The sequence below is a fragment of the Pseudovibrio sp. M1P-2-3 genome, from assembly GCF_031501865.1.
Classification (GTDB): Bacteria; Pseudomonadota; Alphaproteobacteria; order Rhizobiales; family Stappiaceae; genus Pseudovibrio; species Pseudovibrio corallicola.
Genome location: NZ_JARRCW010000001.1, coordinates 3,502,512 through 3,525,816 on the forward strand (window position 1 = coordinate 3,502,512; position 23,305 = coordinate 3,525,816).

General features: G+C 49.6%; 23 protein-coding genes. 12 read left to right on the forward strand and 11 right to left on the reverse strand.

Translation table 11 applies throughout. The features are described 5' to 3' along the window. Positions 1 to 4: 4 nt before the first annotated feature. From hisS to hisG, 3 genes are read left to right on the forward strand one after another with little or no spacing between them, the layout of a single operon-like run. A complete protein-coding gene (hisS, locus tag P6574_RS15345; RefSeq protein ID WP_310621141.1) occupies positions 5 to 1,525 on the forward strand; it encodes a histidine--tRNA ligase in 1,521 nt (506 codons plus the stop codon). Between the two features lie 3 nt (positions 1,526 to 1,528). Next, positions 1,529 to 2,653 carry an ATP phosphoribosyltransferase regulatory subunit gene (locus tag P6574_RS15350; RefSeq protein ID WP_310621142.1) on the forward strand — a complete coding sequence of 375 codons (1,125 nt, stop codon included), beginning with the start codon at positions 1,529 to 1,531 and terminating at the stop codon, positions 2,651 to 2,653. After that, a complete protein-coding gene (gene hisG / locus P6574_RS15355; protein ID WP_310621143.1) occupies positions 2,650 to 3,621 on the forward strand; it encodes an ATP phosphoribosyltransferase in 972 nt (323 codons plus the stop codon). Before P6574_RS15350 ends, hisG begins: the two co-directional genes overlap by 4 nt. Before the next feature lie 2 nt (positions 3,622 to 3,623). Here hisG and P6574_RS15360 read toward each other — a convergent pair whose 3' ends face one another. Beyond that, positions 3,624 to 4,547, reverse strand: coding sequence for a DMT family transporter (locus P6574_RS15360; protein ID WP_310621144.1), 924 nt, complete (start codon positions 4,545 to 4,547; stop codon positions 3,624 to 3,626). Between the two features lie 188 nt (positions 4,548 to 4,735). Next, positions 4,736 to 5,326, reverse strand: a complete 591-nt coding sequence (locus tag P6574_RS15365) for a nitroreductase family protein (RefSeq protein WP_310621145.1) — start codon at positions 5,324 to 5,326, stop codon at positions 4,736 to 4,738. 157 nt (positions 5,327 to 5,483) lie between these two features. Between P6574_RS15365 and P6574_RS15370 the strand changes: the two genes are divergently transcribed. After that, a complete protein-coding gene (locus P6574_RS15370; RefSeq protein ID WP_310621146.1) occupies positions 5,484 to 5,960 on the forward strand; it encodes a MarR family winged helix-turn-helix transcriptional regulator in 477 nt (158 codons plus the stop codon). 48 nt (positions 5,961 to 6,008) lie between these two features. Here the strand turns inward: P6574_RS15370 and P6574_RS15375 are convergent, their stop codons facing one another. After that, a complete protein-coding gene (locus P6574_RS15375; protein ID WP_310621147.1) occupies positions 6,009 to 6,668 on the reverse strand; it encodes a DNA-3-methyladenine glycosylase I in 660 nt (219 codons plus the stop codon). 131 nt (positions 6,669 to 6,799) lie between these two features. Continuing rightward, the gene (locus P6574_RS15380; protein WP_310621148.1) at positions 6,800 to 7,540 is read right to left on the reverse strand and encodes a protein phosphatase CheZ; all 741 of its coding nucleotides are present in this window, start codon (positions 7,538 to 7,540) and stop codon (positions 6,800 to 6,802) included. A 317-nt stretch (positions 7,541 to 7,857) separates the two neighbouring features. Here P6574_RS15380 and P6574_RS15385 point away from each other — a divergent pair, with 317 nt between their 5' ends. Continuing rightward, a complete protein-coding gene (locus P6574_RS15385; protein ID WP_310621149.1) occupies positions 7,858 to 8,520 on the forward strand; it encodes a L,D-transpeptidase in 663 nt (220 codons plus the stop codon). 9 nt (positions 8,521 to 8,529) lie between these two features. On the opposite strand, the gene glcF is transcribed toward P6574_RS15385, so the two are convergent. Genes glcF through P6574_RS15400 form a run of 3 tightly spaced genes read right to left on the reverse strand, consistent with a single transcriptional unit; the run spans position 8,530 to position 12,575 of the window. Continuing rightward, the gene (glcF, locus tag P6574_RS15390) at positions 8,530 to 9,834 is read right to left on the reverse strand and encodes a glycolate oxidase subunit GlcF (protein ID WP_310621150.1); all 1,305 of its coding nucleotides are present in this window, start codon (positions 9,832 to 9,834) and stop codon (positions 8,530 to 8,532) included. 3 nt (positions 9,835 to 9,837) lie between these two features. Next, complete coding sequence (locus P6574_RS15395) at positions 9,838 to 11,043, reverse strand: FAD-binding protein (RefSeq protein ID WP_310621151.1); 1,206 nt, start codon at positions 11,041 to 11,043, stop codon at positions 9,838 to 9,840. Between the two features lie 50 nt (positions 11,044 to 11,093). Then, on the reverse strand, positions 11,094 to 12,575 hold the full coding sequence (locus P6574_RS15400) for an FAD-linked oxidase C-terminal domain-containing protein (RefSeq protein ID WP_405048153.1): 1,482 nt from the start codon (positions 12,573 to 12,575) through the stop codon (positions 11,094 to 11,096). Positions 12,576 to 12,734: 159 nt separating this feature from the next. Between P6574_RS15400 and P6574_RS15405 the strand changes: the two genes are divergently transcribed. From P6574_RS15405 to fbaA, 4 genes are all read left to right on the forward strand, one after another. Next, positions 12,735 to 13,646, forward strand: a complete 912-nt coding sequence (locus P6574_RS15405; protein WP_310621153.1) for a LysR family transcriptional regulator — start codon at positions 12,735 to 12,737, stop codon at positions 13,644 to 13,646. Between the two features lie 194 nt (positions 13,647 to 13,840). Then, complete coding sequence (locus P6574_RS15410) at positions 13,841 to 14,239, forward strand: cytochrome c family protein (RefSeq protein WP_310621154.1); 399 nt, start codon at positions 13,841 to 13,843, stop codon at positions 14,237 to 14,239. Between the two features lie 169 nt (positions 14,240 to 14,408). After that, entirely contained in the window at positions 14,409 to 15,122 is a 714-nt protein-coding gene (locus tag P6574_RS15415; RefSeq protein WP_310621155.1) for a (Fe-S)-binding protein, read from the forward strand. Positions 15,123 to 15,403: 281 nt separating this feature from the next. Continuing rightward, positions 15,404 to 16,474 carry a class II fructose-bisphosphate aldolase gene (gene fbaA / locus P6574_RS15420; protein ID WP_310621156.1) on the forward strand — a complete coding sequence of 357 codons (1,071 nt, stop codon included), beginning with the start codon at positions 15,404 to 15,406 and terminating at the stop codon, positions 16,472 to 16,474. Between the two features lie 62 nt (positions 16,475 to 16,536). Here the strand turns inward: fbaA and P6574_RS15425 are convergent, their stop codons facing one another. After that, on the reverse strand, positions 16,537 to 17,349 hold the full coding sequence (locus P6574_RS15425) for an amino acid ABC transporter permease (RefSeq protein WP_310621157.1): 813 nt from the start codon (positions 17,347 to 17,349) through the stop codon (positions 16,537 to 16,539). Between the two features lie 85 nt (positions 17,350 to 17,434). Continuing rightward, entirely contained in the window at positions 17,435 to 18,211 is a 777-nt protein-coding gene (locus P6574_RS15430) for a transporter substrate-binding domain-containing protein (RefSeq protein WP_310622174.1), read from the reverse strand. A 306-nt stretch (positions 18,212 to 18,517) separates the two neighbouring features. Here P6574_RS15430 and P6574_RS15435 point away from each other — a divergent pair, with 306 nt between their 5' ends. Together P6574_RS15435 and P6574_RS15440 are read left to right on the forward strand one after the other, a co-directional pair. Then, positions 18,518 to 19,678, forward strand: a complete 1,161-nt coding sequence (locus P6574_RS15435) for a Na/Pi symporter (RefSeq protein ID WP_310621158.1) — start codon at positions 18,518 to 18,520, stop codon at positions 19,676 to 19,678. Between the two features lie 211 nt (positions 19,679 to 19,889). Further along, positions 19,890 to 20,816, forward strand: coding sequence for a DMT family transporter (locus P6574_RS15440; RefSeq protein ID WP_310621159.1), 927 nt, complete (start codon positions 19,890 to 19,892; stop codon positions 20,814 to 20,816). A gap of 124 nt (positions 20,817 to 20,940) precedes the next feature. Here P6574_RS15440 and P6574_RS15445 read toward each other — a convergent pair whose 3' ends face one another. Continuing rightward, complete coding sequence (locus P6574_RS15445; protein ID WP_310621160.1) at positions 20,941 to 21,825, reverse strand: LysR substrate-binding domain-containing protein; 885 nt, start codon at positions 21,823 to 21,825, stop codon at positions 20,941 to 20,943. A 227-nt stretch (positions 21,826 to 22,052) separates the two neighbouring features. Between P6574_RS15445 and P6574_RS15450 the strand changes: the two genes are divergently transcribed. Beyond that, a complete protein-coding gene (locus tag P6574_RS15450; protein WP_310622175.1) occupies positions 22,053 to 22,352 on the forward strand; it encodes a DUF1127 domain-containing protein in 300 nt (99 codons plus the stop codon). Here P6574_RS15450 and P6574_RS15455 read toward each other — a convergent pair. Further along, positions 22,267 to 23,190 carry a LysR substrate-binding domain-containing protein gene (locus tag P6574_RS15455; protein WP_310621161.1) on the reverse strand — a complete coding sequence of 308 codons (924 nt, stop codon included), beginning with the start codon at positions 23,188 to 23,190 and terminating at the stop codon, positions 22,267 to 22,269. The two genes, P6574_RS15450 and P6574_RS15455, sit on opposite strands and share 86 nt — an antisense overlap. Between the last annotated feature and the right edge of the window lie 115 nt (positions 23,191 to 23,305).

Here is a 23,305-nt window from a genome sequence, read left to right on the forward strand (position 1 = left end):
CCTCATGGCAAAGAAAAAAAGCGCAAAACTGAAGGCACGTTTGCCCCGCGGCTTCGTTGATCGCGGCCCTTCAGAACTTCTTGCAATGGAGCAGATGCTCACAACGATCAAGCAGACCTACGAGCTCTATGGGTTCGAGCCGGTTGAAACACCAATGTTCGAATACACAGACTCGCTTGGGAAGTTTCTGCCGGATCAGGACCGCCCAAACGCCGGTGTATTCTCCTTGCAGGACGATGACGAGCAATGGATGAGCCTGCGCTATGATTTGACAGCGCCTCTTGCCCGCCATGTTGCAGAAAACTTCGAGAGCCTGCCAAAGCCTTATCGCAGTTATCGCAACGGCTACGTGTTCCGCAATGAAAAGCCCGGACCTGGTCGCTTCCGCCAGTTCATGCAGTTTGATGCCGACACTATCGGCGCGCCTTCTGTTTCCGCTGATGCTGAAATTTGTATGATGGCCTCCGACACCATGGAACGCCTTGGCATTGCACGCGGTGACTATGTAATCCGCGTCAACAACCGTAAAGTGCTGGACGGCGTTATGGAGGTCATTGGCCTTGCTGGAGACGAACATGCCGAGACCCGCCTGACTGTTCTACGTGCTGTTGATAAGCTGGACCGCCTTGGTGTGGACGGTGTACGTCTGCTTCTGGGTGACGGGCGCAAGGATGAAAGTGGCGATTTCACAAAAGGTGCGGGCCTTGATGAAAAAGCCGCCGACATTGTTCTTTCCTTTGTTGCAGCTGGTGCTGATACCACAGAGCAGACAATAGCCAACCTTCGAGACCTTGTTGCGGACAGCAAAGCAGGTTCGGAAGGTGTGAGCGAGCTGGAAACCATGGGACAGCTGTTTGATGCTGCGGGCTATACAGATGGCCGTGTGCTCATTGACCCGTCCGTAGTGCGCGGCTTGGAATACTACACCGGTCCCGTTTATGAGGCGGAACTCACCTTTGAGGTGAAGGACGAAAAAGGGCGCCCTGTGCGCTTTGGCTCTGTCGGCGGTGGTGGCCGTTATGACGGTCTCGTCTCGCGTTTCATGAGCCAGCCGGTTCCCTCCACCGGCTTTTCTGTAGGTGTTTCCCGCTTGATGGCGGCTCTTAAAACCCTTGGCAAGCTTGGAACTGAAGATATCATCGGGCCTGTTGTGATCTGCGTTATGGACAAAGATACAGCTTCGCTCAGCCACTATCAGGCTATGGTGCAGCAACTGAGGCAGGCAGGCATTCGCTCAGAAATGTATCAGGGCAACCCAAAGCAATTCGGCAAGCAACTGCAATATGCCGACAAACGCAATTCTCCATGTGCCATCATTCAAGGCTCGCAAGAGCGTGAGGCTGGAGAAGTGCAAATCAAGGATCTTATTGAAGGCAAGCGCCTTTCTGCTGAGATCGAAGACAACAAGACCTGGCGCGAAAGCCGTCCGGCACAATTTGCGGTCAAAACCGAAAGCCTTGTCGAAGAAGTGAAAAAGCTTCTGGCAGCACAGGAACAAGAGCGCAAGACCAACCTTGAGAGTTAAGTGATGTATTCGGGCGATAAACGGATCAAGGCATTAGGCCAACTGTTTGAAAGAGCTGGATATGAGGCGGCAACCCCGCCTATCCTCCAGCCAGCAGACATTTTTCTCGATCTGGCAGGCGAAGACTTACGTCGGCGCCTGTTTCTGACACATGGTGAAGATGGTCATGAGCTGTGCCTTCGCCCTGATTTCACGATTCCAATCGCACGACATTATCTCGATGAAGGCGAAGCTGGCCGCACCGCCAGCTACTCCTATGCAGGCTCTGTTTTCCGCCAAAAAGCGGGACAGCTGGGCGAAACACTGCAAACGGGTGTTGAATCCATTGGCCGAACAGATGAAGAGCAAGCCGATGCAGACATGCTGGGCCTTGCTTTGGAAGCTTGCGACCAGCTCAAGCCCCAGTCTCCACGCATTCGCATTGGCGATGAGGGCATGTTTACTGCGGTCTTGGAAGCTCTTGAAATTCCCAAGGCATGGCGTCGCCGTTTACGCGATGTGTTCGGCGAGCGTCAGCGCCTTGACGCTGCAATCGCCCGCATGTCCGGCAAAGATGCTCAGCCCGATAGCAAACTTGGTTTTCTTGCAGCATTAAAAGGACAGGACCCGAAAGCAGCTGTTGCCGTTGTTGAAGACCTCCTATCCATCGCAGGTGTGTCAGCCGTTGGCGGAAGAAGCCCCCATGAGATTGCCGAGCGTTTTCTTGAACAAGCAGCCCTTTCAGCGGGCTCCGGCCTTGACAAGAGTGTCACCGAACGTCTGAACACATACTTGGATATATCGGGACCACCTCCCCTAAGAGCGGTAGAAACTCTTTACACATTTGCCAAAGAGACCGGCCTCAATCTGGATAAACCAATCCAGAAACTTGCACGGCGCACAGACCTGATGGCCAAGCACGGCATTGATATCTCCGCTCTTGAATACTCAGGGGATTTCGGCAGACGACTGGACTATTACACCGGTTTTGTCTTCGAAATTTCCGATGAACCAACCCAGCATATGGGCCAATGCATTGGCGGCGGGCGCTACGACAAGCTCGTGGGCCTTCTTGGGAGTCCTCGTCCTGTACCTGCTGTGGGCTTTACCATTTGGCTAAACCGCATTGGCGAGGGAGCAAGTCAATGAGCGATAATCTAATTGTTGCCGTTCCATCCAAGGGCCGCCTGCAAGAGCTTACACACGCCTTCTTCGCCAAGGCAGGACTGAAAGTGTCCCGCCCGGGAGGAGAGCGAAATTACCAAGGCACCCTCAAGGGCATAGAGGGCGTTGAGATCGCTTTCCTGTCCGCTTCTGAAATTGCGCGGGAGATAGCAGCAGGCTCCGTCCACTTTGGGGTCACAGGTACGGATCTTGTGTTCGAGAACATCGACCGTCCAGAAGAAAAAACCCACATAGTCACTGCGTTGGGCTTTGGCCATGCCGATGTCGTCATTGCAGTGCCTTCCGCCTGGATTGACGTCACCAGCTTTGAAGACTTGGCAGACGTTGCCTCAGATTTTCGCGCCCGTCACGGCTCGCGCATGCGCGTTGCCACCAAGTATGTGAACACCACCCGAAAATTCTTTGCGCAAAACGGTGTTACGGACTACCGCATCGTTGAAAGCGCAGGCGCAACTGAAGGGGCACCGGCTGCCGGCTCTGCCGAGCTGATCGTGGATATCACATCCACCGGCTCCACTTTAAAGGCCAATGATCTAAAAATTCCTGAGGGGGGCGTCATGCACCGCTCACAGGCTCACCTTGTCGCCTCCATGCAGGCGAATTGGAGCCCGCAGGTTCTGGAGCGGGCACGGCTCATGCTGGACCGGATCGCGTCTCAAGAAGCAGCTCACAACCAACAAGAAGTACGCACCAGAGTGCCGCAGGCAGCAGCGATAGCGGCTCAGACTGAAACGCTTTTCAGTACTGCTTTGCCTTTTGGAGAGCCTGAAGGAGAGATGCTCACGTTGCATTGCCCGCGCGGCAATGTTCCTGCCTGCGCGGATTGGCTACGGAGCAATGGGGCTAAAGTGATTTCAGTGTCCCCACTGGACTATGTTTTCCAAACCAGCAATGTTCTGTTTGATCCGCTGAAAAAACGGATCAAACAATAGATCTACCGCTTCCCTCTAGCCACAATCGTAATAAAGATACCGATAGCAATAACAAATGCTCCAGACCATGTGGCTGGAGCATAACTTTCTCCAAGCAAGGTCGTTGCAGCTAACAAACTAACAGCTGCCGCAACATAGCCAATCTGGCTCAGTAAAACCGGCCCACCGGTTTTTTGCAGGCGGAAGAACGCCAGATATGCAATGCCCGATAGAATCGCCTGAACAAGCGCCAGTTGAGGGACAAGGGCAAATTCAAATAAAGGGATACTCCCCTCCACAACAAGCAGCAGCGGCACATAGAAAATCAGCGCAGCAAAGTGACTCCAAAAAGCCAGAAGATCCGCAGAGGCATTTTTAGGCCATTTTGCTGATCGGTAAACATTACCGCATGCAAGAGAAAACGGGATGAACAGAGAGGCCAAAAGCCAGAATACAGGGGGCGCTTCCAAAGCGTTTGCCTGAGAAAAGCTCACAATCATTGCCCCCAAAAGTCCGACAAAAATCCCCACAATCCCTAACCTGTTCGTGGAGCCCACACCCGTTAACATGGATATGGCAAGTGTAAAAACAGGAGAAAGCGCGAAGATGATACCAGCGTAACCGGCTCCTACATGCGGGATTACAGTAAACAACAGGCTATTTGGGATCACATAGGAAATCAGCGCCGTGATAACCGTGTAAGTGACAATCTTACTACTTGGAATGACAAATTTAATCTCCCCCCTCAAACTAACCAGAGGAAACAGCATGGCGCACACCCCGAGCGATAAGAGTACCGCCCAGATTATTGGCGTTACTCCGGCAAACCTTGCCATCTTACCTATAGGGAAGTTAGCACCAATTAGTGCTCCGGTTATAATAAGCAAGAATGTGGGGCTTGCCCATAAGTCATTGATCGGCTGACCCAAAGTTTTTTTTATAGACATTTGCATTCAATAGGTTCTTTCCGAAGGACCATCACAATTGACATTGTGCGCGTCCTAGTAGGCTACCCTGTCTGGGCTAAGAAAATTCATAGCAGCAATAGCAAAGAGCATAGCGATGAATGTTTAAGGCATAAGTTCCCGCGGGGCCGTTAGGTTTATACAGTTTTCGCGGTTCCTTGGCTTTACAATCAACCTGTAAAAGCGCCGGAAAACGCTATCTCTCGAATAGGCTTCCGTAGGCTGGGTGTTTCTTGCTCCACTTCGCTATCACTAAGAGCCAAAGCTTCAGACCGCTTGCCAACAGCCACTGCAATTTCAACTCTAAACCGATCTGGAACTGAAAGTTCCTGCTTAATCTTGTCAAAGTAAATGCCTGCCATCGCGTGGGCATGATATCCCTGCGCTGTTGCCTGCAGAGCCAACTGCGCCCAAGCGGCTCCACTATCAAAGCTATGGCATCGTGAGGGGTGATCGGCTCTATCCCCGTCTCCTGGCATGATGCTATCTGAAATCACAAAAATAAGGGCTGATGCGTTCTTCGCCCATTCTTTATTGAATGGGTCTAGTAGATCCAGAAACGTATTCCAGCTCTCATCTTCTCTATGCGCATAAATAAACCGCCAAGGTTGAATGTTGTAGGCGGAAGGCGCCCAACGTGCAGCTTCCAAAATACTGAAAAGATCACTCTCGGGCATGGACTGGCCATCGTATGAACGCGTTGACCAACGATCAACAAAAATTGGTTCCACTGGGTATTCTGCCCGACGCATATTGGTCATTTTTTCTTTCCATTTTTATGGCACTCATGTAATTTGATATCGAACTACTATATGTAATTTATTTCGATGTCAAACTATTATATGTGAATATATTTGACGTCAACATACGCATGAAAATTGTGTCAACAGAAATAGAACGTCTACTTTGCGGGGAAAAATGGAATTGGAACTAGATGAAATAATGGAGCAATGGAAACGGGTAAGGCCGGATCTTGATCCTGAACCAATGGGTATTTGCGGGGATATCTGGCGAGTGGGAGGAAAACTCAAGCAGGGCGTTCTCGCAAACCTGACAAAGTATGATCTGGATTTCGCTGCTTTTGATGTTCTTCTCACCTTACGCAGACAAGGAAGCAACCAGGCTTTAACGCCAGCCTACCTCGCTAAAGAGATGATGCTTTCCACGTCCGCCATGACCAACCGCATTGATCGGCTGGAAAAACGCGCACTTGTGACCCGCAGCCACGACCCAGAAGATAGGCGGAGCTTAAAAATATCTTTAACGGAAGCAGGGTTTAAGCTTGCTGATGAAGTGGTCACAACGCATGTGGCAACAGAAGAAGAACTGATTAAGGGCCTTACCAAGGAAGAACGTATAACATTGAGATTACTCCTCAGTAAGATCACGGCGTGAGCTATTCAACATTGAAAAAGAGCCCGGCGAAAGGTTGCCGGGCCTAAATTAACTCTTGATCAAAGGCCGAATAAGCTGAGCGCGGGCTTCTTCAACTACAGGGCGGATGATGCAGCCCTCAAGATGATCATTCACCATTCCCATAGCCTGCATGAAGGCATAGACAGTTGTTGGTCCCACAAATGACCAGCCGCGCTTCTTTAGGTCCTTCGAAATCTTCGTGGAAATTTCGGTTTTTCCCAGTGAATACAAGGTTTCTGCATCAAATTTCTTTGGTCGCTGCTCAGTGGTTGGTTCCCAGGACCAGAAATAGGCGGCCAGTGATCCGAACTCTTCACGCAGTTCCAACGCCCGATTGGCATTGTTAATTGTGGAAGTTATCTTGCCCCGATGGCGCACAATACCTTTATCGGCAACACACCGTTCAATGTCATTCTGCGTAAATTTTGCGACTTTTTCAAAGTCGAACCCCGCAAAGGCTGCACGAAAATTATCGCGCTTGCGCAAAATCGTTAGCCACGAAAGACCAGACTGAAACCCCTCTAGGCAGATTTTCTCAAACAACCGAATATCATTGGTAACGGGTCGCCCCCATTCCTTATCGTGATACCTGCGATATTCAGCATCTCCGCCATGCCAACGGCACGTACAGTCGCCTTTTTCATCCTGCAACAGACCCGCAGGAATTTCAGTCTCTAAGGCAGTCATAGATAAATAAGTTCCCTATTTGTTCCAAAAGGAAACATGCCAGAGTTCAAACGAAGGATCAATACTAGAAAGAAAGGTCGCGCAAAAGTTGGGCCCTTACACCGGCCCAACAAAGCGCACATCATATGCTCCTAAGAGAAAAGAGCATCAATATCATCTTGAGACACGGTATCCGTGTCAGTTGCCAGAGAAGGACCATGCAAAAGTGCCTCATCGTCGCTCATGGCTTCATGCTCGACTTCAATGTCTTTGAATGTCTCAAGGCCACCCCAGATCTCCATCATCTTCAAAACACGTGTCTCAATAAAGGACATGGTGTCTACGACCTTGGAAATCCTTTGTCCTGTCAGATCCTGAAAGTTGCAGGCCTCAAAGATGGAAATTACTTTTTCCTGTATATCGTTGGTCAGACCTGAATCTTTATCGCCAACCATTGGAGCAAGCGTTTTGGTTGCCTCGTCAATAAATTCTGCTGCAGACAGAATTTGCTCGGTTGCCCCTTCTGTGCCCAGCACAATCGCTTCCAGTTCGCCTGCAACCCTGCCCTTGTTCTCGGCAATGCTGCCAGCTTTTTGGTGAAGGGCAGCAATTTCACTCTTTGTGTCGCGTATAGCTTGCGAAATGGCATCCAGCTCCGTTTTAAGAGCTGTTGCCTCGCTGATTTCCTCTCGCAATTCCTTCACGATTTTCTCGGAAATGGACGCGACCTCAGACTCGCTCGTCTGCTGGGGAGCCAGCATGGCCTTTAACTCAGCCATTTCGGCAAGAAGCTCCCGATGCCGAACCTCGTTTACATCGTCAGGGTCCAGATTTTCATTGGCCATGCGACCGAAAACTGCTTCAGCTCGATAAATTCTCTTTGCCGCAATCATTCTAACTCCAAATCAAACCCCGGCACACCAACATGCCCTCAAAATACAAGCCTACTTTCGTGCAGCCTTTTCCGCCATTCCAGCCAACTTGCACCGATTCGCAATCGTTAATAATGTTTAGTAGATTTAGATTAAAAAATACTTCCTAGGGTGGTAATACGTGTAATTACTAATAGGATGCTTTATTATCTAAGACTTTATGAGTAGACCCCCATAAATCCCCGATAACCCTTGGTTAACCATGGTGGTCAGCTGGGTTTGATTTCCGTTAAAATTTTATGGAAATTGTTTTTAATATTCAGTGGGTGGGGTTAATAATGGTTTTGGTCGTGCGTATCGCCGTGATTTTAGTGGCAACAGCCTTTTCTGGAGGCGCTCAGGCGCAAGTCGCCTATCAAGGACGCGCAACACCACCGCCGCTGGTTTTGAGCCCCAATCTTTCACAGCCGTGGACCGTGCAAGTCTCCCCTGCCAACCCCAGAAGCCGCAGCCGTGTCACACGATCCTCCGTAAACTATAACAGCGCCCGTAAAATTCCGAGGCAATACCTACCCGCCACAGTCAAATATGCGGGGCCACATAGCGCAGGTACAATTCTCATCGACACTCCAAACAAATATTTGTACCTGATTGAGGCCGGAGGGAAAGCCCGACGCTATGGCGTTGGAGTGGGCAGACCCGGCTTTGAATGGGCCGGAACACATCGTGTTACCAGCAAAAAAGAGTGGCCGGACTGGCGCCCCCCAGCAGCAATGCGCAAGCGTCAGCCCAACTTGCCTGCATTTTTCCCCGGAGGCCCCAAGAATCCGCTTGGTGCAAGAGCTCTCTACCTTGGCTCAACACTCTACCGTATTCACGGGTCCAACGAACCATGGACTATAGGGAAAGCCGTTTCTTCCGGCTGTATTCGCATGCGAAACGAGGATGTGATCGAGCTTTATAAAATGGTCGGGCTGGGCACGACTGTCATTGTCAGGTAGGGGCCACTACTAGCGCAACTCCTGCGGCTTTGGTCCACCATAAGCCCAGTCCAGCAATTCTGCGCTATGGATCACTGGTATCTTCGTTCCGCCTGCGATTTGCGTAATACACCCAATATTGCCAGCCGCAATCACGTCCGGTGATGTGGATTCGATGTTTGCAACTTTTCTTTCTTTCAACTGATCCGCAATATCTGGCTGCAAAATATTATAGGTTCCGGCGGAGCCACAGCAAAGATGGCCTTCCGGCACAGCTTTCACAGTAAATCCTGCAGCCTCCAACAACCGCTTTGGCTGCTCCGTAATTTTCTGTCCATGTTGCATGGAGCATGCAGAATGATAGGCAACAACCTGCTCCACTTTGCGGTGGGGCGCGCCCAAATCAATACGGGACAAGAACTCGGTAATATCCAGTGTCAGCTTGGAAACCTGCTCAGCTCTTTTTGCATAGTCAGCGTCATCTCTAAGCATAAACCCATAGTCTTTAATGGTCGTACCGCAGCCAGAAGCCGTAATCAAAATGGCATCAAGCCCTTTGTCATTGATCTCGTTAAACCATGCATCCACATTGCCTCTAGCACTGTTTAACGCGCTTTTTTCGTGGCCCATGTGATGCACAAGCGCACCACAGCAGCCAACATCTTCAGGGAACACCACCTCATATCCAAGGCGCGTTAAAAGCCGCACAGTTGCGTCATTAATAGAAGGTGCCAGCACCGGCTGCGCGCAGCCTTGCAATATGGCGACACGCCCCACTTTGGTGATCTTTGGTGAAATTTCCACCTGACCTTGGAATTCGGAGGTAGCCGCAGGTTTGTCAGGAGTCAGAGCAAGCATCGCGCCAATATTCTTAAAGGGGCCCCCCAGTCCCCTCAGCCATCCAGCCATAGGATTCACAAGGGATGCCGCTTTGAGCGCCAAACGAAACCGGTTTGGAAACGGAAGGACCACCGCCAGCATCAATCGCATCAACCGCTCACTCGGTGGTCTTTTATAGGTGCGCTCAATATGCGCCCGTGCATGATCAATCAAATGCATGTAGTGCACACCAGAAGGGCAAGTGGTCATACACGACAAGCAGGATAGGCAGCGGTCTATATGTTTAACTACTTGCGCATCTGCCGGGCGGTCATTCTCCAGCATATCCTTGATCAGGTAAATACGCCCGCGCGGGCTATCCAGCTCATCCCCCAGTAGTGTGAAAGTAGGGCACGTGGCAGTACAAAACCCGCAGTGCACACATTTACGCAAAATCCTCTCACTGTTAGCAACTGCACTATCTTTTAATTGCTCTGGGCTGAAATTGGTCTGCACCGGCTACACTCCTGCGTACATGCGGCCAAAATTGAGAATGCCAATTGGATCAAACTGGGCTTTTAACCGACGGGTCAAAGCAAAAAGAGCGGCATCTTGTTTTTGAAAGACCTCAGTGGAGCTGCGCAGCTGTGCCGGAGCCCGCACCAAAGTGGCATGCCCCCCACCAGCTTGCAAAACAGCCTCGCGCACTTCTTTGGCCTTTGGCTCTTCTTCACCCATCTCAACCCAAAGCAAGCCCCCGCCCCAATCGCGCAGGCACCGACATGCGCTGCTTTCTTCAAGCTGGCGCACCACTTGCTCACCACGGGTGGGCGCAACCGAGATGCGCCAGAGAGGAGAGCGTGTTTTTGAAAAGGGTTCTACCTTTTGAAAACTCTCCCAAACACTTTTTGATGTTTGCCCCTCCAGAACTTCAACAGCTCCAAATTCACGTAGAAGCGCCTTGAGCTTGTCAATGCGATAGCTGACGGACTTCGACACACCCTCCAGTCGCAAAAACACAGCAGAGCCTCCGTCTAAACCACTACCGATTGTCACGCCTTGCGGAGTAAAAGCTGCGCTGGAGACTTCAGCGGATGATCCAAGCGCTTTTGCCATAGCCTGAGTTGCTTCAGCGCCATTCAAACCCGCCAGACAGACAGTGGCCTCCTGTTCGGCTTTAGGCATAACTTTCATGGTGATCTCGCTGGCAACCATTAAAGTCCCCCAAGAGCCGCAGAACCCTCTGGCAATATCGTAGCCAGTCACGTTCTTGACCACTTTGCCACCAGCTTTAAAGCCCTCACCGCGCCCGCTCACACCCTGAATACCAAGAATATGATCCCGTGCGGCCCCCGCTTTCAAGCGGCGTGGTCCCGCCAAGTTCATGGCAAATACGCTGCCCAGCGTGCCTTTGCCTGCATGTTTTCCAAGGACGGGCCCGTAGTCCAAAGGCTCAAAAGCCAGCTCCTGTCCGTTCTTGGTCAGCTCTTTGTTTATGTCAGCAAGCGGCGTTCCCGCTTTTGCAGTCAAAACAAGCTCTGCAGGGTCATACTCCACAACACCACTCAAGCCTTGCGTGGTCAACGTAAAGGCAGACTGAACAGAGTATCCAATTTCCTGTTTTGAACCGGTTCCAATTACAGTTAACGGCTTTTTCTCAGCTGCGGCCCATGCCACCACATCCACCAGTTCTTGCTGCGTGGTTGGTTTAAAGTTCTCCGCCATGTCCTACCGCTCGCTCATTCTCTCAATCAAATCCTATATGCATAGTTTTCCTAGAAACGTGGAATATCTGGAAACGGCAACTGCCCTTTGTGAACATGCATACGGCCCAGCTCAGCACAGCGGTGCAGCACAGGAAACACTTTTCCCGGATTGAGAAGGTGTTTCTCGTCAAAGGCGCATTTCACACGTTGTTGAAGCTTCAGGTCTTGTTCTGTGAACATTTCAGGCATCAGGTCACGCTTTTCGATTCCAACCCCGTGCTCTCCGGTCAAAACGCCGCCAACTTCAACACATACCCGTAAAATATCGGCACCAAAGTTCTCTGCCGCCTCCAATTCCCCCGGTTTATTGGCATCATAAAGGATAAGCGGGTGCAGGTTGCCATCCCCAGCATGAAAAACATTGGCGCATAAAAGGCCATAGTCCTCACTGAGTTTTTGAAGGCGGCCCAACACATCCGGTAGGGCCTTGCGCGGAATTGTGCCATCCATACATAGGTAATCTGGCGCAATCCGTCCTACAGCGGGAAAAGCTGATTTTCTACCGGCCCAGAACAAAGCACGTTCTTCTGCACTGTTAGAGACCCGAAGGTAACTGGACCTGTTTGTCTTGGATATTTCCACGACGCTCTCCAGCAGGTCATCCACCTCCGCTTCAGGGCCGTCCAGCTCCACAATCATGAGCGCTTCCACATCCAGTGGGTACCCCGCCCCCACAAAATCTTCCGCAGCTTTTGTGGCAAGGCGGTCCATAAGTTCCATACCACCGGGAATAATGCCCGCCCCGATAATATCAGCCACACACTGCCCTGCATCCTCTAACGAGGGAAAGCCAATTAGCGCGGCACGGGCTGTTTCAGGTTTTGGTAAAATCTTGACAGTTACTTCACTCACAACTGCCAGCAAGCCCTCAGATCCGGTCATGAGGGCAAGAAAATCATAGCCTTCACTGTCCAGATGTTTCCCTCCCAAGCGGATCACCTCACCCGTAATCAACACCATTTCAAGGCCCAGTACATTGTTGGTGGTCAGCCCATATTTGAGAGAGTGAACACCGCCGGAGTTTTCCGCAATGTTCCCACCAATGGAGCAGGCAATCTGGGAGGAAGGGTCCGGCGCATAGTAGAACCCTTCATGTTCCACCGCCCGTGTAATACTCAAATTGGTAACGCCTGGCTGCACAACAACGGCACGATTTTCAAAATCCACATCCAAAATCCGGTTGAACTTCATCATGGAAATCAAAATGCCATCTTCCAGAGGCAAAGCTCCACCTGACAAAGAGGTTCCCGCTCCCCTTGGAACAACTTTCACCTCCTGCTCATAACAGTATTTCAACACTGCCGAGAGTTGCTCTACATTTTCAGGAAGAACCACAGCCAAGGGAACTTGCCGATAGGCTGTTAAGGCATCGGTCTCGTAGGGGCGCAGTGCCCGTTCTTCAAAGATAACCCCTTCACCGGGAATAATCGTTCGAAGCGCAGTAATAATCTCACCTCTACGGTTCATGATCTGGGCTGAGGGTTTGGCCATGGTGATGCCAGCCATCTAACGATCCTCCTCTGCGCTGATCCCCAATCATCAGCGGAGCCTTACGGCGCTTTTTATTTTGTAAATTTGAGCAAGTGTGGCACAACCACCAAGCAAACTAAATAACAATAAAGCCCTCACATTATTTCTTCAAAGGCAAAAATGAATTCAGTTACCGAGATGGAGATTTTCACCCGTGTTGTGGGTTGCGGAAGCATGTCAGCCGCTGCACGTGAACTCAGAATTTCTCCAGCAGTTGTTTCTAAACGCCTTCGCAAGCTCGAAGAACGACTGGGGACACGTTTGCTACAAAGAACCACCCGCCAAATTGCGCTCACCGAAGCAGGGCAAGGCTACTATGAACGGGTTCTGGAAATTCTGGGGTCCATTGAGGAAGCTGAATCTTATGTCTCGCGCCGCTCAACAGCTGCAAAAGGGCTATTGAAAGTTTCCGCTCCCACGTCCTTCGGACGAATGCATATAGCGCCGCACCTGACACAGTTTCTTCAAGCAAACCCTGAGATAACATTTCAGCTGGACCTGAACGATGACTTTGTGGACATTCTGGCAGAAAGCTATGACGTGGCGATCCGTATCGGAAAACTAGAGGATTCAAGCCTTATCGCCCGCCGCCTCGCCCCCATTCATCGGGTTTTATGTGCCACCTCCACTTATCTGGAGAAAAACGGCCCCATCCGCTCCCTTGCCGACCTTCAGGAAAACCACAATTGTCTGGCGGCAGAGCAGCAAGACATCTGGCGTCTGGAAGGGCCAGAGGGAGAAGTCTCCTTCCAGTGTAATGGAAGGCTGAGGACAAATTCCAGCGAAGTTGTACGGGAAGCAGTGCTTGCAGGGGCAGGCGTTGCCCTTCGCTCCACTTGGGATGTGGCCGAAGAGCTCAGAAACGAAAAACTGAAGATTGTTTTGCCCCAATATTGTGCTTCTAAGCACATCGCCCTACACGCAGTTTATCCAACCAGACATTTTGTACCGGCCAAGCTACGCGTTTTCGTAGAGTACTTATCCAAACTCTATGGCCCCACTCCCTATTGGGACAGTGGAATTAATTATTAGAAATGTGACTCTTTTCAATAAGATATCAATTAATCAAGACTCTCCACAATAATATCCTCTGGATAATACTGCGACATTTTGTCGAGTCCCGATTAAAATCAATCTAAAAAACATTGTACAGTATACACACTACGGCAAAGTGCTTGTATTCCTTAGGATACGGGAAACCTATGGCAATTCAGGAAGGATAAAAAATGAGACTTTTAGGAATTTTGGCCGGCGCAGCGTTGCTCGCGACCAGCGGCATCGCCCTTGCTGACGGTGACGTAGAAAAAGGCAAAAAAGTATTTAAAAAATGCGCCGCCTGTCACGCAGTCGGTGAGAAAGCCAAAAACAAAGTCGGTCCAATCTTGAATGGTGTTGTAGGCGCGCCTTGGGGCGAAGCGCAAAGCTACAAATATTCCAAGGCTCTTCTGGCTGGTAAAGAAGAAGGTAAAACTTGGGATGAAGCTACTTTGAGAGCATATCTGACCAAGCCGAAGAAAGTTATTCCAAAAGGCAAAATGGCTTTCGCTGGCTTGAGAAAAGAAAAAGACATCGACAACGTGGTTGCTTATCTTTCCCAGTTCAATGCTGACGGCTCAACGAAATAGACCGGCAGTTCCTGTCATTTATCAGAAAGTCGCCTTTTGGCGGCTTTCTTTTTATCCCCCCTCACTTTTCCTCTTCCTTCTTGAACATACCGCGTTCCGCCCCTTACTATGCGAGAATCGACGGACCAGCGCATAGCTTTCTCAGTGCCTCAGGGTTAGATCAAACTTGATGAAGACAGAACCAAGCAACATGCGCATCGCAATATTTACCAGCTGTCTGGTTAACACCTTTCGCCCTGCCATAGGTGACGCGACCCTTAAAATACTGGAAAGCAACGGTTTTCAGGTAGACATACCCGATGTGCAAACTTGTTGTGGCCTATTTCCGCAAAACAGCGGTGATCACAAAGAAGCAAGAAAGCTGGAAAAAGCAGCCCTAAAGCAGCTCAAAGACTATGACTTCGTGGTAAGTCCTTCCCACGCGTGCACACAGCACCTTCAAAATACAGTCAAGGACTGTTGTCACTCTTCGGCACGTAAATACTACGAGATAACCGAGTTTCTCACCTCTTTTTCCAAACCTCCCTATGGGCCAACCGAACATCTTCAGTGGGGGCCGGTAGGTGTTCTTGAAACCTCCGAAACACCAACGCTATTTGGCTCCAGTTCAAGTACAAAGTCAGTTCTGGCGGCTAGGCCCAATGTGAATCTGGTTAATCTGCCAGATGCGATGCCCTACTCCCCAAAAGAGAGTAAAAATTCTCAATCACTTTCACACCAAATGCTGAAGTCCCTGCAAAACTCGGGGGCTGGGCTTATCGTAGGTACAGATCTGGGCCTGTTGATGCAGGCGGCGGCAGGTTTAAAACGATTGGGATCTGCCATTGAAATTCGGCATGTGACAGAAGTACTTGCCAACACGGTCAAAACGTCTCCCCTCTAGCCGCTCCCTATGCAAAAAGTGCCAATTGAAATATGGCCCTACACTCTTGAATAAAAACTCATCTCTCCTAAGAAATTCTACTAAAAATTACTCACAGATTGCGAATAAAAGGCAAATAATGCCTCTCCAATGCTTTTGCGGGTTGAACCTTGGTTGCTCAATGGGATAGGCATCAATTCATCCGAATTAAGTTGGTAGCAACCATAAGGGGCTACTGCAATCAGTCGATGAGGAAACGGCCTCACGTTTTGATCGGCTAAACTACGGGAGCAATGAGAACAATGGTAGAGCTCAAGCCAGGTGTCGTCACGGGGAACGACTATAAGAAGCTTGTCGAAGCATGCCGTCAAGGCAAATACGCACTTCCTGCTGTAAACGTGGTTGGTACAGACTCCGTCAATGCGGTGCTCGAAGCTGCAGCCAGAAACAAGTCCGATGTCATCATTCAGCTGTCAAATGGGGGAGCACAGTTTTACGCTGGTAAAGGTCTTGAAGATGCTTTCCAAGCGAAAGTTCTGGGAGCCGTTTCCTGTGCCCAGCATGTGCACCTTCTAGCCGAGCATTATGGCGTTGCTGTTGTTCTGCACACCGATCATGCGAACCGCGCGCTCGTGCCATGGCTGGACGCTCTTATCGACCATGGTGAAGAGTTCTATAAAAGACACGGCAAACCGCTTTTCTCCTCCCATATGCTCGACCTTTCCGCCGAACCTTTGGAAGATAACCTGAAAGAAAGCGAACGTCTTCTCAAGCGCATGGCTCCTTTGGACATGAGCCTTGAAATTGAACTGGGCGTAACAGGCGGTGAAGAAGATGGCGTTGGCTCCGATGATGATATCGGCGAGGACAACCCAAAACTTTACACCCAGCCTGAAGAAGTTCTGGAAGCCTATAACCGCCTGAAGGACCTCGGCCACTTCTCCGTTGCAGCTTCTTTCGGTAACGTTCACGGCGTTTACAAGCCGGGTAACGTGCGCCTGCGCCCCGAAATTCTGCGCAACAGCCAGAAGCTGATTGCTGAAACACACGGCCTCGAAGAAAACCCTGTACCACTGGTATTCCACGGCGGTTCTGGTTCTGAAAAGGACAAGATCACCGAAAGCCTTGGCTACGGTGTTTTCAAAATGAACATCGACACAGACACCCAGTTCGCGTTCTCCGAGTCTGTTGGTGCATATGTGTTTGCCAATGAGACTGCCTTCAAGCATCAGATAGATCCTGAAACCGGCACTCCCTACAAAAAGCAATATGACCCGCGCAAGTGGCTGCGTGCTGGCGAAGAAGGCATCATCGAGCGTCTCACAGAGGCCTATAAAGATCTACAGAGCGTTGGTAAGTCTTTGGTAAAGTAAGGTTCCAACCGGAACTTTGAAAAAGCTTCAAGAGCCCAGCATTCAGCTGGGCTTTTTTATGTCTAGACGCTCTCGTTTTTCTTTAGCCTGTGTTCAAGTGCTTTCACAATCAAAGAAAGCGAAACCGTCATGACCAGATACATATAGGCCACCACATTGTAGGTCTCGAAGAACATAAAAGTTGACGAAGAGTATATCTTCCCAAGCTGGGTTATATCCTGAACTCCAAGGACAGAAACAAGCGCACTGTCTTTAATCATGGAAATAAAGTCATTTCCCAGCGGAGGCATGACAGTTTTCAAAGCCTGCGGCCAGATTATAAAGCGGAATGTTTGCCAGCGAGACAAGCCCAATGCACTTGCAGCTTCAATTTGCCCTTTGGGCACGCTCTCAATACCAGCTCTAAAAACTTCAGCAATAAAAGCCGAGTAGCAAACGGAAAGGGCTACAATCGCGCGCCACGTCATTGAAAAATCTCGAACGCGCATTTTCTCCAGCAGCCCTGCATCAATAGCCCATGAAAAGAGCCAATTATAAAAAGCTGTGAGGTGCGGTGCTCCAACAAATGCCACATAAAAGAGGACGACGAGAATGGGCAGTCCGCGAATGATTTCAGTATAAAATGAGGCAAGCTCACGTAGGAAACGATTGCCTTTGGTGCGCAGCACTCCGATCACCAGCCCCAGAACGCCAGCAAAGACAAAAGACGTGATAGCGACAAAAAGCGTAATCCCGACACCCTTCATCAAGTTACGGGCTATTTGCAAATAGGCGCCATCAACTGCAATCAGCCATGCAAAAATCAGCACGCCTAAGAAGAATGCCATCAGCCAAAACGGATAATCTCTTCTGGGCTTTTTACGAAAACGCAGCATTACACTCTATCATTTATGGGAAAGCATGGACGGGACATGTCTAGGATAAAAAATGGGCAGCCAGAGATAGCCACCCGCTTTGTTTTCAGTGCTGGGCGTTATATTCGTAAAACCATTTCTGGTTCAAAGCCTCAAGCGTTCCATCCTCGCGCATTTGAGAGAGGGCGGCATTGATCGGCTCTTTCAAATCTGAACTAGGTGTCAGGATAAAACCAAAGTCCTCCGAGCCCAGCGGCCCACCTACAACCTTAAAACTATTGGGAGAGGCTCCCATGTAACCGCGGGCAGAAGCTGCATCCATCAATACCGTGTCCACATCCCCGCTGCGCAAGGCCATCACAGAGGCTCCAAATGTCTCAAAAAGCTGAATGCGCGGATTGGCCTCATCCCCATCAAGCACATCATAAACAGCCACATAGAAGTTTGTGGTACCGGTTTGCGCTCCCACCAAGAGGTCATCCTGTTTAGAAAAGTCCTTTGCATTGGCAAAACGGTCTTCATCCGCCCGCACAAGCATAAACATCTCAGAGGTCAAATAGGGATCGGAAAAGTCTATCTGCTTTTTTCGCTCTTCATTGATGGTAATACCATCCATCCCCACATCAAACTGCCCCTGACGCACTGCCTCGATCATCGTATCCCATGACGCTAATTTCCAAGAAACACGAAGATTAAGCCGTCTGGCGATTTCATTGAAGGCATCATATTCCCAGCCAATACCCTCACCCGTTTGAGGGTCGCTAAAGTTCAGTGGCACATAAGCGTTTTCGGTCACCGCAACGACTTCCCGTCCCCCCATATCCGGAAGACCACTTGCCCGGCTCCCTGTCACACAGCTAACGACTAGAACCGCAACAACCATCGCAAGACGAACAAAACCACTCATTGCACCACCCACCTTGAACATCACTTGAATGAAAAATCATGAATATATCAGCGCCATATTCCTTGCATTAGTGGACACTGACATTTCCCCATTTGAATAGAAGCACCGCTTTGCACACAAAGCAAATCAGAATTTGCAAAGATATTTTTGTAGTTTCATTCGACAAAGAGTTTCACCCGAACTAAACCAAGGATGAATAGGCCATACCCTTCTTTGTCTGTAAGGTAATTTTAGGAAAATTCATTTTGAAACGATCCTGCTGTTTTATTAATTGGGAACCTCGTGAACCATATTAATCATCTCCACGATGAAGAACCGCACAATGCATTAGGCATTTCAGCCCTCAACTGGCTGTCTGTCGCGTTTCTCATGTATCTTCTTTTGTGTGCAGTTGGCCTTATTGAGGCAGGGTTCACCAGCTTTTCGCGCGATCAGGTCGCCCCCATACTGGCCTTTGCTACAAATCCTGTTGCTGGCTTAATGAGCGGTATTCTAGCCACCGCAATCATTCAAAGTTCTTCTGTGGTCACGGCAACACTTGTGGGTCTTGTGGCAGGAGGCCTGCCAATTTCCATTGCCATTCCCATTGTAATTGGCGCAAACTTCGGCACTACAATAACGAATAGCTTAGTCAGTCTGGGCTTTGCCAAAAACAAGCAAGAGCTCAAGCGCGCGTTTAGCGCTGCAACGGTACATGACGCTTTCAACCTGATCTGCCTTTTGATTTTCTTTCCGCTGGAAATCATGTTCTCATCTTTGGAAAAGACTATAGGCTTCCTTGTCCAAAGGCTGTCTTTTCCCACTGTCTCTACGGAGTATCTGGGCAACCATCTGAGTTTTCTTCAAGTGGTAATCAAACCATTTGTCGAGCAAATTCGCACCGCTTTATCCGCTTATGCGCAGCCCATAGAAGCAGTGGTTCTGACGGGGCTGGGTATCGGGCTCCTAATGCTCTCCATTGGTTTTATGAGCCAGATCTTGAAAATGCTCATGGTTGGCCGCGCCAAAAATACAGTCGGACGCCTCATCGGCAAAAGTTACAAGTCCGGCCTTTTAAGCGGAACCCTAAGTACTTTGCTGGTGCAGTCGTCTTCAACAACCACCTCTCTCGGAATTCCTCTGGTTGCCTCAGGTACGCTCACAACACGCAATATCTACCCATTCACGCTTGGAGCAAATCTGGCCACTTGTATTACAGCGGTTCTGGCTGCACTTGCTGTCACGGGAAACCGGATGGCCGCCTTGGAAATTGCTCTGGTACACTTGGCCTACAACACCTTGGGAATTGTGCTTATTTCCGCACTCCCCATAGTCCGTTGGGCCCCCGTTCATATGGCAGAGTTCTTAGGCCGTAGCTTCGGGCGGAGCGTCCTTTTGATAATCACATACATTGCAACTGTCTATTTTCTCATTCCCGCAACGGCCATTCTGATCTTCCACTAAATGCAATAGATCAAAATTATAGATAGGTTCCATGACAATTAGTCATTTGATCTTGTCGGCACTCTTCACAAAAATAACAGTCAGCTTACTCCCGTGCAGAGCCCAATAGATATGGCCGCTCTGTTAAACCAGATAGTTTTTACGCGCTTGATCCTTCAATACTGCCCGAAGCAGTCTGAAGCAACGCGCAGCTTTGTGAATTGGAATAGGAATGGCGTCTACAAGCGCAAGCACAGTGCCTTCGTCTTCATTGGACTTGTCAATGACAGGCAAAGATTTCGCTCTTTATGCAGCAACTGTATTGGCATGGGGCTTTAGCTGGTACGCCATTAAGCTGCAGTCCGCAGTTTCTCCAGAAGTTTCATTGTTCTGGCGGTTTGTTATAGCCACCACATGTATGTTTGTTTGGGCAGGTATTGGAAGACATCCTCTTCGCTTTCCAGTCAAAACTCATCTGAAATTTGCAGCGCTTGGTGTTACTCTATTTTCAACCAATTTTTTGTTGTTCTATTATGGTGCAAAAACAATCCCTTCGGGCTTGCTGTCGGTCATTTTCTCGTTAGCTTCCGTCTTTAATCTAATGATCGGGTTTCTCATCTTCGGTCAGAAGTTAAGCCCACGCATCATGGCGGGGGGCCTTGCAGGTTTTACAGGCGTTGCCCTGATGTTCTGGCCGCAAATTTCCAGCACCGGGTTTGACAGTTCCGCTTTGTTCGGTTTGGCTCTGTGTGTGGGCGGAACCTTGTGTTTTTGCAGTGGCAATATGGTATCTGCCCGCCTGCAAGCCCAAAAAATATCCGTGGTTTCTGCAACATCTTGGGGCATGGTTTATGGAACTTTGGCTTTGGGTGTACAAGTGTTCTTGAAAGACGAAGGGTTCCAGATTGCCTGGACCTATGAATACGTCGGCAGCCTCATCTATCTCGCCGTTATCGCTTCCGTTGTGGCCTTTGGCTCATATTTGACACTCTTGGGCCGCATTGGCTCAGCCAGAGCAGGGTATGCAACAGTTATGTTCCCGGTAATTGCTCTGGGCGTCTCAACATTTCTGGAAGGCTATATCTGGACGATCGGAGCCATCGCCGGCCTCCTATGTGTTCTTGCAGGAAACATTCTCGTTCTGACCCGCAAAAGCTAGAGCGCGTTCCGTTTGATTGGGTTCAATCAAACGACAAGAATTCGCTCAAAATAAATAAGTTAGAGTGCACAGCGTGAATGCGAATGAACGCGATGTGCTCTAAACAAACTACTGGCTGCGGGAGTTATTCCGCAGCTACCGCCCTATAAGACACATTGCCAATTGAAGCGATAATATGGTCTACCAATGTTTGGTAAAGCGGATCAGTCGCACCATCCGACCTAATCAATGTAATATCACAGGGCGGCAATTGAGGCAGGCCCTCCCGCTCTCCCACTATGCGATGTTCGCTACGGATCGCACTGTCTGGTAAAATACCAACTCCTAGCCCAGCTTGCACAGCCCCGAAAAGGGCCGAGGCGCTATGGCTGGAAAACACGATAACATGAGGTATTTTTGCTTTATCAAGGCGCTGAATCGCGCTTGAGCGCCAACAACATGTCACTGGCCCTGTTGCAACACGAAGCGGCCTTACCTTGTGCATGGGGTTATTGGTTGCAGTAATCCAGTGCAGAGATTCTCTGCGAATATGAATGCCTTTTCTTGTTAGCTCACACCCGGAAGTCACCAGACCAACATCCAGCTCCCCCTGATCAATTCGATCGCGGATATAAGCACTTGAGTTGCACTCTACCTCAAGCATAACAGAAGGATTGATGCGCCCGAACGACGCTAGAACCTGTGGCAACAGGCGCTCTACATAATCATCAGGAAGGCCGAGCCGGATTGTGCCAGAGCTTTCGGTCTCCTCGAATGCATTCAAGGTCTCATCATTCAAAGCCACCATTCTACTCGCATATTCAAGTAAACGATAACCTTCCCGCGAAAGTTTGGAGTTGCGGCCATCCTTCACAAAGATTGGCTTCCCAACTCTTTCTTCCAGTTTTCGCATCTGCATGGAAACAGCAGACTGTGTTTTATGAACAGCCTCCCCAGCTCGACTGAAACTACCAAGTTCAGCAATTGCCAGAAATGTACGTAGCTGATCCACATCCAAGGAATAGGCCATTTGAACTCCTCTGCTCACCAAAGAATAATAGATCACTATTTGGAATGTATTTCAATATAAAACATTCATTTGATGAATTTATAAATTCAGGCAGACTATCCCTTGCAAGACAATTCGTACCGCGGACCATCAATGCAAGGAAACTTCCAATGACCATAAAACAGCACATAGAAACTGCCCCCTATCAGCAAGCACATCACTGTGCCCAAAACAGAATCTTTGCCCCTATGCGCTATCTCACTAGTTTGCCTGCCAAAGCATTCAAACATTATAGGTCCTACCGGGAGGTTAGAGAGATGCTTCGGTTGGATAGCAGAATTCTATCCGACATTGGTATTTCGCGCGGCGACGTACATAGCGCCCTTGCAGCCCATGGTCGGAAAGGCAAAACAGCGGTAAATTATCTAGTCAACTCTGCTCAGGAACGCAAAAAAGCAGGCCTTATTGCACGAAGCTGCCAAATTCATTCTTCAATCCATCTTCATCCAGAGCCAATGACAGGCACGTATCATCCAAAGAGGAAATAATGTGCTCTGCAAATGCCTTGGTCGTTTTCCCAGCTGTTCTCTCATTGCGCAAAAGTGCGATCTCACAATGAGGCAAGCGTGGAAAACCTTCAGTTTCGGTCAAGATACGCATCCCGGACCGAACCGCGGATTCTGGTAGGACAGACACAGCAAGTCCTGCCAGAACAGCCGCCCCTACAGCCGTGGAATTCCAACTGGTATAGGAAACTTTATAGTCTCGTCCCTGCCCTTCCAACTCTGAAAGAGCAACTGCTCTCCAGTCACAGCTCGCTCGCCCCAAAGCCAGCGGCAGGACCTCCTCTTCCTCGATTGAATGTTTGCAAGATGCTACCCACAACAAGGGCTCCCTGCGAATAATTTCCTGCCCAAGTGGCATCTGATGAGGAACATGGGTCACAATCGCAAGGTCGAGTTTATCTTCCTGCAATGCCTGACGCAGGTTAGGCGTTGGAGCGCAAATAACAGAGACTTCTGCGTGCGGGTAAGAGCGGGAAAAGCGTGCAAAAATTTCTGGCAAAAACCGGTCTGCGTAGTCATCGGGTGTCCCAATACGCACATGACCGTTCACTTCACTGCCATCAAATACGCTCAGCGTTTCCTCGTTTAATCTCACCAGCCTACGCGCGTATTGTAAAAGGCGTTCACCATCTTCAGTTAGCTTTGACTGACGTCCGATTTTTTCAAAAATTGGCTTGCCCAGTCGCTCTTCAAGACGGCGCATCTGCATGGAGACCGCTGACTGGGTCCTATGCACTCTTGCGGCGGCTTTCGTAAAACTGCCGGTTTCAACAATTGCTACAAATGTTTTGATTTGCTCAAGATCAAGAGCTGCCGCCATTCCCAATACCCATCAATTCTATAGATGGATCATATAAAAAACATTCACTGGATAAATCAATCAGGTTCTGACAGAATCTAGGTGTAATTTCCTAGGTAGTTGGCCTTATACCCCA

Coding starts and splice junctions, on each gene's coding strand:
- hisS (WP_310621141.1), top strand. CDS start 5: ATGGCAAAGAAAAAAAGCGCAAAACTGAAGGCACGTTTGCCCCGCGGC.
- P6574_RS15350 (WP_310621142.1), top strand. CDS start 1,529: ATGTATTCGGGCGATAAACGGATCAAGGCATTAGGCCAACTGTTTGAA.
- hisG (WP_310621143.1), top strand. CDS start 2,650: ATGAGCGATAATCTAATTGTTGCCGTTCCATCCAAGGGCCGCCTGCAA.
- P6574_RS15360 (WP_310621144.1), bottom strand. CDS start 4,547: ATGTCTATAAAAAAAACTTTGGGTCAGCCGATCAATGACTTATGGGCA.
- P6574_RS15365 (WP_310621145.1), bottom strand. CDS start 5,326: ATGACCAATATGCGTCGGGCAGAATACCCAGTGGAACCAATTTTTGTT.
- P6574_RS15370 (WP_310621146.1), top strand. CDS start 5,484: ATGGAATTGGAACTAGATGAAATAATGGAGCAATGGAAACGGGTAAGG.
- P6574_RS15375 (WP_310621147.1), bottom strand. CDS start 6,668: ATGACTGCCTTAGAGACTGAAATTCCTGCGGGTCTGTTGCAGGATGAA.
- P6574_RS15380 (WP_310621148.1), bottom strand. CDS start 7,540: ATGATTGCGGCAAAGAGAATTTATCGAGCTGAAGCAGTTTTCGGTCGC.
- P6574_RS15385 (WP_310621149.1), top strand. CDS start 7,858: ATGGTTTTGGTCGTGCGTATCGCCGTGATTTTAGTGGCAACAGCCTTT.
- P6574_RS15395 (WP_310621151.1), bottom strand. CDS start 11,043: ATGGCGGAGAACTTTAAACCAACCACGCAGCAAGAACTGGTGGATGTG.
- P6574_RS15400 (WP_405048153.1), bottom strand. CDS start 12,575: ATGGCCAAACCCTCAGCCCAGATCATGAACCGTAGAGGTGAGATTATT.
- P6574_RS15405 (WP_310621153.1), top strand. CDS start 12,735: ATGAATTCAGTTACCGAGATGGAGATTTTCACCCGTGTTGTGGGTTGC.
- P6574_RS15410 (WP_310621154.1), top strand. CDS start 13,841: ATGAGACTTTTAGGAATTTTGGCCGGCGCAGCGTTGCTCGCGACCAGC.
- P6574_RS15415 (WP_310621155.1), top strand. CDS start 14,409: ATGAAGACAGAACCAAGCAACATGCGCATCGCAATATTTACCAGCTGT.
- fbaA (WP_310621156.1), top strand. CDS start 15,404: ATGGTAGAGCTCAAGCCAGGTGTCGTCACGGGGAACGACTATAAGAAG.
- P6574_RS15425 (WP_310621157.1), bottom strand. CDS start 17,349: ATGCTGCGTTTTCGTAAAAAGCCCAGAAGAGATTATCCGTTTTGGCTG.
- P6574_RS15430 (WP_310622174.1), bottom strand. CDS start 18,211: ATGGTTGTTGCGGTTCTAGTCGTTAGCTGTGTGACAGGGAGCCGGGCA.
- P6574_RS15440 (WP_310621159.1), top strand. CDS start 19,890: ATGGCGTCTACAAGCGCAAGCACAGTGCCTTCGTCTTCATTGGACTTG.
- P6574_RS15445 (WP_310621160.1), bottom strand. CDS start 21,825: ATGGCCTATTCCTTGGATGTGGATCAGCTACGTACATTTCTGGCAATT.
- P6574_RS15450 (WP_310622175.1), top strand. CDS start 22,053: ATGCGCTATCTCACTAGTTTGCCTGCCAAAGCATTCAAACATTATAGG.
- P6574_RS15455 (WP_310621161.1), bottom strand. CDS start 23,190: ATGGCGGCAGCTCTTGATCTTGAGCAAATCAAAACATTTGTAGCAATT.